Source organism: Streptomyces sp., assembly GCF_031181705.1.
Taxonomy (GTDB): Bacteria; Actinomycetota; Actinomycetes; order Streptomycetales; family Streptomycetaceae; genus Streptomyces.
In genome coordinates, this window is sequence record NZ_JAPSKN010000054.1 from 24,045 (window position 1) to 32,103 (window position 8,059).

16 protein-coding genes are annotated in these 8,059 nt (G+C 66.0%); all 16 read right to left on the minus strand.

Annotated elements, in window-relative coordinates; translation table 11 throughout:
* Positions 1–35: 35 nt before the first annotated feature.
* Complete coding sequence (locus tag RIN80_RS13205; RefSeq protein ID WP_309095768.1) at positions 36–698, minus strand: adenylate kinase; 663 nt, start codon at positions 696–698, stop codon at positions 36–38.
* Positions 698–2,011, minus strand: coding sequence for a preprotein translocase subunit SecY (gene secY / locus RIN80_RS13210; protein ID WP_309095769.1), 1,314 nt, complete (start codon positions 2,009–2,011; stop codon positions 698–700). Before secY ends, RIN80_RS13205 begins: the two co-directional genes overlap by 1 nt.
* Positions 2,012–2,246: 235 nt before the next feature.
* Positions 2,247–2,702 carry a 50S ribosomal protein L15 gene (gene rplO, locus RIN80_RS13215; RefSeq protein WP_094054456.1) on the minus strand — a complete coding sequence of 152 codons (456 nt, stop codon included), beginning with the start codon at positions 2,700–2,702 and terminating at the stop codon, positions 2,247–2,249.
* 2 nt (positions 2,703–2,704) lie between these two features.
* Entirely contained in the window at positions 2,705–2,887 is a 183-nt protein-coding gene (gene rpmD / locus RIN80_RS13220; RefSeq protein WP_003974250.1) for a 50S ribosomal protein L30, read from the minus strand.
* A gap of 2 nt (positions 2,888–2,889) precedes the next feature.
* Positions 2,890–3,495, minus strand: a complete 606-nt coding sequence (rpsE, locus tag RIN80_RS13225) for a 30S ribosomal protein S5 (RefSeq protein ID WP_030860989.1) — start codon at positions 3,493–3,495, stop codon at positions 2,890–2,892.
* 43 nt (positions 3,496–3,538) lie between these two features.
* A complete protein-coding gene (gene rplR / locus RIN80_RS13230) occupies positions 3,539–3,922 on the minus strand; it encodes a 50S ribosomal protein L18 (protein WP_019329629.1) in 384 nt (127 codons plus the stop codon).
* 3 nt (positions 3,923–3,925) lie between these two features.
* Complete coding sequence (gene rplF / locus RIN80_RS13235; protein ID WP_094054454.1) at positions 3,926–4,465, minus strand: 50S ribosomal protein L6; 540 nt, start codon at positions 4,463–4,465, stop codon at positions 3,926–3,928.
* A gap of 24 nt (positions 4,466–4,489) precedes the next feature.
* Positions 4,490–4,888 (minus strand): 30S ribosomal protein S8, encoded by a 399-nt coding sequence (gene rpsH / locus RIN80_RS13240; protein WP_004984520.1) that lies wholly within the window; start codon positions 4,886–4,888, stop codon positions 4,490–4,492.
* 212 nt (positions 4,889–5,100) lie between these two features.
* Positions 5,101–5,286: a type Z 30S ribosomal protein S14 gene (locus tag RIN80_RS13245; protein ID WP_003948630.1), complete on the minus strand. Its 186-nt coding sequence runs from the start codon at positions 5,284–5,286 to the stop codon at positions 5,101–5,103.
* A gap of 5 nt (positions 5,287–5,291) precedes the next feature.
* The gene (gene rplE, locus RIN80_RS13250) at positions 5,292–5,849 is read right to left on the minus strand and encodes a 50S ribosomal protein L5 (RefSeq protein WP_309095770.1); all 558 of its coding nucleotides are present in this window, start codon (positions 5,847–5,849) and stop codon (positions 5,292–5,294) included.
* A complete protein-coding gene (rplX, locus tag RIN80_RS13255; protein WP_010036713.1) occupies positions 5,849–6,172 on the minus strand; it encodes a 50S ribosomal protein L24 in 324 nt (107 codons plus the stop codon). The genes rplE and rplX overlap by 1 nt, the downstream gene beginning before the upstream one ends.
* A gap of 2 nt (positions 6,173–6,174) precedes the next feature.
* On the minus strand, positions 6,175–6,543 hold the full coding sequence (gene rplN / locus RIN80_RS13260) for a 50S ribosomal protein L14 (protein ID WP_003998823.1): 369 nt from the start codon (positions 6,541–6,543) through the stop codon (positions 6,175–6,177).
* Between the two features lie 98 nt (positions 6,544–6,641).
* Positions 6,642–6,929 carry a 30S ribosomal protein S17 gene (gene rpsQ, locus RIN80_RS13265; protein ID WP_010036717.1) on the minus strand — a complete coding sequence of 96 codons (288 nt, stop codon included), beginning with the start codon at positions 6,927–6,929 and terminating at the stop codon, positions 6,642–6,644.
* Entirely contained in the window at positions 6,926–7,150 is a 225-nt protein-coding gene (gene rpmC / locus RIN80_RS13270) for a 50S ribosomal protein L29 (protein WP_010036720.1), read from the minus strand. The genes rpsQ and rpmC overlap by 4 nt, the downstream gene beginning before the upstream one ends.
* Entirely contained in the window at positions 7,150–7,569 is a 420-nt protein-coding gene (gene rplP / locus RIN80_RS13275; RefSeq protein ID WP_004984526.1) for a 50S ribosomal protein L16, read from the minus strand. Before rplP ends, rpmC begins: the two co-directional genes overlap by 1 nt.
* A gap of 5 nt (positions 7,570–7,574) precedes the next feature.
* Positions 7,575–8,059 (minus strand): 30S ribosomal protein S3 (rpsC, locus tag RIN80_RS13280; RefSeq protein WP_309095771.1); only part of this gene is annotated, 485 nt, incomplete at its 5' end.

Sequence of the window (8,059 nt, forward strand, 5' to 3'; positions counted from 1 at the left end):
CGAGGGGAACCGCGGCCGTAGCTGCGTACGAACGACTACTTGTCGTCCTCGCCACGCTTGAGCGCCTCCATGGCGCGCCGCGTGACGTCCTCCACCTTGCCGAGCGCCGAGATCGTGACCACCAGGCCCTGGGCCTTGTAGTAGTCGATGATCGGCTCGGTCTGGGTGTGGTAGACCTCCAGCCGCGTGCGGACCGTCTCCTCGGAGTCGTCGTCCCGCTGGTACAGCTCGCCGCCGCAGACGTCGCAGACGCCGTCCTTGACCGGCTGCTTGTACGTCACGTGGAACACGTGCGACGAGTCGTTGCGGCAGATGCGGCGGCCGGCGATCCGCTTGACCACCTCGTCCTCGGGGACCTCCAGGTCGAGCACCGCGTCGAGCTGCATGCTCTCGGTCTCCAGCAGCTCGTCGAGAGCCTCGGCCTGCGAGACGTTGCGCGGGAAGCCGTCCAGCAGGAAACCGCCCTCGGCGTCCGGCTGCTCCATGCGGTCCTTCGCCATGGCGATGGTGACCTCGTCGGGCACGAGATTGCCCGCGTCCATGTAGGACTTCGCCAGTTTGCCGAGTTCCGTCTGCCGGCTGATGTTGGCCCGGAACAGGTCGCCCGTGGAGATGTGCGGGATCGACAGGTTCTGGGCCAGGAACGCGGCCTGCGTTCCCTTACCGGCGCCCGGCGGCCCGACGAGGACGATTCGCATCAGCGGAGGAACCCTTCGTAATTGCGCTGCTGGAGCTGGCTCTCGATCTGCTTCACCGTCTCCAGGCCCACACCCACGATGATCAGGATGCTGGTGCCGCCGAACGGGAAGTTCTGGTTTGCCCCGAAACCAACCAACGCCATCGTCGGCACGAGAGCGATCAGCCCCAAGTACAGCGAACCCGGCCAGGTGATCCGGTTGAGCACGTAGCTCAGGTACTCAGCGGTCGGTCGGCCAGCCCGGATGCCCGGGATGAAGCCACCATACTTCTTCATGTTGTCGGCGACTTCTTCGGGGTTGAAGGAGATCGCCACATAGAAGAACGCGAAGAAAACGATCAGCAGGAAGTACGTGATGATGTAGTACGGGTGGTCGCCCTTGACGAAGTGTTGCTCGATCCAGGTCTTCCAGCCCGAGTTGCCTCCGGCGAACTGCGCGATCAGCGCGGGGATGTAGAGCAGCGACGAGGCGAAGATGACGGGGATGACACCCGCCTGGTTCACCTTGAGCGGGATGTAGGTGGACGTACCGCCGTAGGAACGGCGGCCGATCATGCGCTTGGCGTACTGCACCGGGATCCGGCGCTGGGCCTGCTCGACGAAGACGACCAGGCCGACCATGACGAGGCCGACCGCGATGACGGTGCCGAACTCGATCCAGCCGTCGGCCAGCGAGCCCTGCTCCTTGATCGCCCACAGGGCGGACGGGAACGTGGCGGCGATCGAGATGAACATCAGGATCGACATGCCGTTGCCGATGCCGCGGTCGGTGATGAGCTCACCGAGCCACATCACGGCGGCCGTACCGGCGGTCATGGTGATGACCATGGTGATGGTGACGAAGATCGACTGGTCCGGGACGATCTGGCTGGCCACCGGGCAGCCCTGGAACAGCGCGCCGCTGCGGGCGGTGGCGACGAGGCCGGTGCCCTGGAGGATGGCGAGGGCGATCGTCAGATAACGGGTGTACTGCGTGATCTTCGCCGTACCGGCCTGGCCCTCCTTCTTCAGGGCTTCCAGGCGCGGGATCACCACGGTCAGCAGCTGCAGAATGATGCTCGCCGTGATGTACGGCATGATGCCCAGCGCGAAGATCGTGATCTGCAGCAGCGCGCCACCGCTGAACATGTTGACCAGGCCGAAGAGACCCTGGTTGGCCTGGGCGTTGTCGATACAGGTCTGGACGTTCCGGTAGTCGACGCCTGGGATCGGGATGTGCGTACCGACCCGGTAGACCACGATGATGCCGAGCGTGAAGAGCAGCTTCTTGCGCAGGTCGGGCGTCTTGAACGCCCGGGCGAACGCGGTGAGCACGGTGCCTCCTGCGACCCCCGCGCAACTGCGTCAAGGGTGACGGTCTTGAGGTTCGACGAATAGGTAACGGTCAACTGCCGCTCAGAGTGCCGGAAGTGCAGCACCCTGTGAAATGAGGGCAGTGCAGGCCACCTTACCGGCGAGACTGCCGCCCTAGGAACGACCAACCGGGGATACCCCATTTGTGGGGTATCCCCGGTCGGGATCGCTCAGGTCATCGAGACGCCTGTGGAGTTCAGACGAGCTCGGTGACGGAACCGCCGGCGGCGGTGATCTTCTCCTTGGCGGAGCCGGAGACGGCATCCACCGTCACCTGCAGCGCCACGGAGATCTCGCCCTGGCCGAGGACCTTGACGAGCGCGTTCTTGCGAACGGCGCCCTTGGCCACCAGACCCTCGACGGTGACCTCGCCACCCTCGGGGTAGAGCGCGGCCAGCTTGTCGAGGTTCACGACCTGGTACTCGGTCTTGAACGGGTTCTTGAAGCCCTTCAGCTTCGGGAGACGCATGTGGAGGGGCATCTGCCCGCCCTCGAAGCGCTCCGGAACCTGGTAGCGGGCCTTGGTGCCCTTGGTACCACGACCGGCCGTCTTACCCTTCGACGCCTCACCACGACCGACACGGGTCTTCGCGGTCTTGGCGCCGGGGGCGGGACGGAGGTTGTGGATCTTGAGCGGGTTCTGCTCCGCCATGATCAGTCGACCTCCTCGACCGTCACGAGGTGGCGGACGGTGTGCACCATGCCGCGGAACTCGGGGCGGTCCTCCTTGACGACCTGCGTGTTGATCCCCTTGAGACCAAGGGAGCGCAGGGTGTCACGGTGGTTCTGCTTGCTGCCGATGTAGGACTTGACCTGCGTGATCTTGAGCTGCGCCATGATCACACACCCGCCCCGGCACGAGCGCGCAGCAGAGCCGCGGGGGCGACGTCCTCCAGGGGCAGACCACGGCGGGCCGCGATCTCCTCGGGACGCTGCAGGCCCTTCAGGGCCGCCACGGTCGCGTGCACGATGTTGATCGCGTTGTCGGAGCCGAGCGACTTCGACAGCACGTCGTGGATACCGGCGCACTCGAGCACGGCACGCACCGGACCACCGGCGATAACGCCGGTACCCGGGGACGCGGGCTTGAGCAGCACGACGCCGGCAGCCTTCTCACCCTGGATGGGGTGCGGGATGGTGCCCTGGATACGGGGGACCTTGAAGAAGTGCTTCTTGGCCTCCTCAACACCCTTGGCGATGGCGGCCGGCACCTCCTTGGCCTTGCCGTAGCCGACACCCACGGTGCCGTCACCGTCGCCCACCACGACCAGCGCGGTGAAGCTGAAGCGACGACCACCCTTCACAACCTTGGCGACGCGGTTGATCGCGACGACGCGCTCAACGTACGCGGTCTTCTCGGCGGCAGCTGCGCCGCCGTCACGGCCCTTCCGGTCCCGCCGCTCGCCGCCACCGGCACCGCCACCGCGGCGCTGGGGTCCAGCCATTGGAATTACCTCTCTCTGTTTCCGCTAGCGATACGGAACCGGCTCAGAACTTCAGTCCGGCTTCGCGGGCGGCGTCCGCCAGGGCGGCGATGCGCCCGGCGTACTGGTTACCACCACGGTCGAACACGACGGCCTCGACACCGGCGGCCTTGGCACGCTCGGCGACCAGGGCACCGACCTGCTTGGCCTGCGCGGACTTGTCGGCCTCGCCACCGCGGATCGAGGAGTCCAGGGTGGACGCCGACGCGAGGGTGTGACCCTTCAGGTCGTCGATCACCTGGGCCACGATGTGGCGGTTGGAGCGAGTAACGACCAGACGGGGACGCTCCGCCGTACCGGCGATCCGCTTGCGGATCCGGATGTGACGGCGCTTGATCGCGGCGCGCTTGTAGGCGTCGCCCTTGAGGATCTTCTGCCCGTATGCCATGGCTTACTTACCCGCCTTTCCGACCTTGCGGCGGATGACTTCGCCCTCGTACTTGACGCCCTTGGCCTTGTACGGGTCCGGCTTGCGCAGCTTGCGGATGTTGGCCGCAACCTCGCCGACCTTCTGCTTGTCGATGCCCTCGACCGAGAAGCGGGTGGGGGCCTCCACCTTGAAGGTGATGCCCTCGGGCGCCTCGACCAGGATCGGGTGGCTGTAACCGAGGGAGAACTCCAGGTTCGAACCCTTGGCGACAACGCGGTAACCGACACCGCTGATTTCGAGCTTCTTCACGTAACCCTGGGTCACGCCGGTGATCATGTTCGCCACCAGCGTGCGGGACAGGCCGTGCAGGGCCTTGTTCTGACGCTCGTCGTTGGGGCGGGTGACGTTCAGGACGCCGTCCTCACCCTTGGCGATCTCGATCGGCGCCACGACGGTGTGGGTCAGCGTGCCCTTGGGGCCCTTGACCGAGACCGTCTGGCCGTCGATGGTGACGTCCACGCCGGCGGGAACCGCGATGGGGAGCTTGCCGATGCGCGACATAGCTGTTTCCTCCGTTCCCTTCCGCTACCAGACGTAGGCGAGGACTTCCCCACCCACGCCCTTCTTGCCGGCCTGCTTGTCGGTGAGGAGCCCGTGCGACGTGGAGATGATCGCCACGCCGAGGCCGCCGAGCACCTTCGGCAGGTTGGTGGACTTCGCGTACACCCGGAGACCGGGCTTGGAGATCCGCTTGATGCCCGCGATGGAGCGCTCACGGTTGGGGCCGAACTTCAGCTCCAGGACGAGGTTCTTGCCGACCTCGGCGTCCTCGACCTTCCAGCCCGTGATGAAGCCCTCCTGCTGGAGGATCTCCGCGATGTGCGACTTGATCTTGGAGTGCGGCATCGCCACGGAGTCGTGGTACGCCGAGTTCGCGTTCCGCAGACGCGTAAGCATGTCTGCGATCGGATCAGTCATGGTCATGAATTGGCCTTCGGCCTCTCTCGCCGGGGTTTCCTGGTGCGCCATCCCTCTCCCCGATCCGAGACGGGACGGGTGCGGCGCGGTGGACCTACGGCGTAGTAAGTCGTACGGGCGGCGACAGGCGCCCAACCCCACAAGCCTAAGCCATGCGGAGCGGGCCCCTGTCCACCCAGATGCTTACCGAGAGTCTTCCGGAATCCCTGAAGTGGGGATTACCAGGAGCTCTTGGTCACGCCCGGCAGCTCGCCACGGTGAGCCATCTCACGAAGGCACACGCGGCACAGGCCGAACTTGCGGTACACGGAGTGCGGACGACCGCAGCGCTGGCAGCGGGTGTAGCCACGCACACCGAACTTGGGCTTGCGAGCAGCCTTCGCGATGAGAGCCTTCTTCGCCATCTCGCTCACGCCTCCTTGAACGGGAAGCCGAGGTGACGGAGAAGGGCGCGGCCCTCTTCGTCGTTGGTCGCCGTGGTGACCACGGTGATGTCCATACCCCGGACACGGTCGATCTTGTCCTGGTCGATCTCGTGGAACATGACCTGCTCCGTGAGACCGAAGGTGTAGTTGCCACGGCCGTCGAACTGCTTGGGGGACAGGCCGCGGAAGTCGCGGATGCGCGGCAGCGCGAGCGACAGGGTGCGGTCCAGGAACTCCCACATGCGGTCGCCACGGAGCGTGACGTGGGCACCGATCGGCTGACCCTCACGCAGCTTGAACTGCGCGATGGACTTGCGGGCCTTGGTGACGGCCGGCTTCTGACCGGTGATCGTGGTGAGGTCGCGGATGGCGCCCTCGATCAGCTTGGAGTCGCGGGCGGCGTCGCCCACACCCATGTTGACCACGATCTTGACGAGGCCGGGGATCTGCATGACGTTCTCGTACTTGAACTCGTCACGCAGCTTGCCCGCGATCTCCTCGCGGTACTTCTGCTTCAGACGCGGAGTGGTGGTGGTAGCCATCAGATGTCCTCACCCGTCCGCTTGGCAACGCGGATCTTGTTGCCCTCGTCGTCGAAGCGGTAACCGACGCGGGTCACGACCTTCTTGCCGTCCTTCTCCACGACCAGCTGGACGTTGGAGACGTGGATCGGCGCCTCGGTGGTGACGATGCCGCCGGCCTGCGAACCGCGAGCCGTCGGACCGGCCTTGGTGTGCTTCTTGACCCGGTTGACACCCTCGACCAGGACACGGTCCTCACGGGGGAAGGCCGCGATGACCTTGCCCTGCTTGCCCTTGTCCTTACCGGTGATGACCTGGACCAGGTCGCCCTTCTTGATCTTCATGCTCACAGCACCTCCGGCGCGAGGGAGATGATCTTCATGAACTTCTTCTCGCGCAGCTCACGGCCGACCGGGCCGAAGATACGGGTGCCACGAGGGTCGCCGTCGTTCTTGAGAATGACGGCGGCGTTCTCGTCGAAGCGGATGTACGAGCCGTCCGGACGGCGGCGCTCCTTGACGGTGCGAACGATGACCGCCTTGACGACGTCACCCTTCTTCACGTTGCCACCGGGGATCGCGTCCTTGACGGTGGCGACGATGACGTCACCGATACCCGCGTAGCGGCGACCGGAGCCGCCGAGCACACGGATGCAGAGGATCTCCTTCGCACCCGTGTTGTCGGCGACACGCAGTCGCGACTCCTGCTGGATCACGTCTATCTCCTGATCGTCTGCCGGTTCCCCGGGGGCCGCTCACCGAGCGGTCCCCCGGAGCCTGGCGGAACTGACCTGCGGGGTTTGCCCCGCAGGAATTACTTGGCCTTCTCGAGGATCTCGACGACGCGCCAGCGCTTGGTCGCGGACAGCGGCCGGGTCTCCATGAGGAGGACGCGGTCGCCGACACCCGCGGCGTTCTGCTCGTCGTGGGCCTTGAGCTTGTTCGTACGACGGATGACCTTGCCGTACAGCGCGTGCTTGACGCGGTCCTCGACGGCGACGACGACGGTCTTGTCCATCTTGTCGCTGACGACCAGGCCCTCACGGGTCTTGCGGAAACCGCGGTCCGTCTTGGTCTCTTCAGTCACGTTGCTCTCGCTCATGCGCTCTCCACCGTCTCGATGCCCAGCTCGCGCTCACGCATCAGGGTGTAGATCCGCGCGATGTCCTTGCGGACGGCCTTGAGCCGCCCGTGGTTCTCGAGCTGGCCCGTCGCCGCCTGGAAGCGGAGGTTGAACAGCTCTTCCTTGGCCTCGCGGAGCTTGTTCAGAAGCTCCTCGTTGCCCAGCTCGCGCAGCTCAGACGCCTTGGTACCGGCCGACATCACGCTTCACCTGCCTCGCGCTTGACGATCTTGCACTTCATCGGCAGCTTGTGAGCCGCACGGGTCAGGGCCTCGCGCGCGATCTTCTCGTTGGGGTACGACAGCTCGAACATCACGCGTCCGGGCTTGACGTTGGCCACCCACCACTCCGGCGAACCCTTACCGGAACCCATGCGGGTCTCGGCCGGCTTCTTGGTGAGGGGGCGGTCCGGGTAGATGTTGATCCAGACCTTGCCGCCACGCTTGATGTGACGGGTCATGGCGATACGAGCCGCTTCGATCTGGCGGTTCGTGACGTACGCCGGGGTCAGCGCCTGGATGCCGTACTCGCCGAACGCAACCTGCGTGCCACCCTTGGACATGCCGTTGCGCTTGGGGTGGTGCTGCTTGCGGTGCTTGACCCTACGGGGGATCAGCATGACGGTCAGGCCTCCGTTCCGGTGCTCTCAGCCGGAGCGGCGGCGGGAGCCTCGGCCTTGGGGGCCTCGGCGCCGGCAGCCTGCTGCGGCTTGCGACCGCGCCCGCCACGCTCGCCACCGCGGCCACCACGGGCCGGGCGGTCGTTGCCACCACGGGCCGGGCGGTTGCCGGCGCGGGCAGCGGCGTTCTCGGCGCGGACCTCGGCGATGTTCTTGACGTCGCCCTTGTAGATCCAGACCTTCACGCCGATGCGGCCGAAGGTCGTCTTGGCCTCGAAGAAGCCGTAGTCCACGTTCGCGCGGAGCGTGTGCAGGGGCACGCGGCCCTCGCGGTAGAACTCCGAGCGGGACATCTCGGCGCCACCGAGGCGGCCACCGCACTGGATCTTGATGCCCTTGGCGCCGGCCTTCATCGCCGACTGCATGCTCTTGCGCATGGCACGGCGGAAGGAGACGCGGGAGGAGAGCTGCTCGGCGACGGCCTGGGCGA

Bases quoted from the DNA above. Each gene is read 5' to 3' on its own strand.
- RIN80_RS13205 (WP_309095768.1), bottom strand. From the start codon at position 698: ATGCGAATCGTCCTCGTCGGGCCGCCGGGCGCCGGTAAGGGAACGCAG.
- rplO (WP_094054456.1), bottom strand. From the start codon at position 2,702: ATGGCGGAGCAGAACCCGCTCAAGATCCACAACCTCCGTCCCGCCCCC.
- rpmD (WP_003974250.1), bottom strand. From the start codon at position 2,887: ATGGCGCAGCTCAAGATCACGCAGGTCAAGTCCTACATCGGCAGCAAG.
- rpsE (WP_030860989.1), bottom strand. From the start codon at position 3,495: ATGGCTGGACCCCAGCGCCGCGGTGGCGGTGCCGGTGGCGGCGAGCGG.
- rplR (WP_019329629.1), bottom strand. From the start codon at position 3,922: ATGGCATACGGGCAGAAGATCCTCAAGGGCGACGCCTACAAGCGCGCC.
- rplF (WP_094054454.1), bottom strand. From the start codon at position 4,465: ATGTCGCGCATCGGCAAGCTCCCCATCGCGGTTCCCGCCGGCGTGGAC.
- rpsH (WP_004984520.1), bottom strand. From the start codon at position 4,888: ATGACCATGACTGATCCGATCGCAGACATGCTTACGCGTCTGCGGAAC.
- RIN80_RS13245 (WP_003948630.1), bottom strand. From the start codon at position 5,286: ATGGCGAAGAAGGCTCTCATCGCGAAGGCTGCTCGCAAGCCCAAGTTC.
- rplE (WP_309095770.1), bottom strand. From the start codon at position 5,849: ATGGCTACCACCACCACTCCGCGTCTGAAGCAGAAGTACCGCGAGGAG.
- rplX (WP_010036713.1), bottom strand. From the start codon at position 6,172: ATGAAGATCAAGAAGGGCGACCTGGTCCAGGTCATCACCGGTAAGGAC.
- rpsQ (WP_010036717.1), bottom strand. From the start codon at position 6,929: ATGAGCGAGAGCAACGTGACTGAAGAGACCAAGACGGACCGCGGTTTC.
- rpmC (WP_010036720.1), bottom strand. From the start codon at position 7,150: ATGTCGGCCGGTACCAAGGCGTCTGAGCTGCGCGAGCTGGGCAACGAG.
- rplP (WP_004984526.1), bottom strand. From the start codon at position 7,569: ATGCTGATCCCCCGTAGGGTCAAGCACCGCAAGCAGCACCACCCCAAG.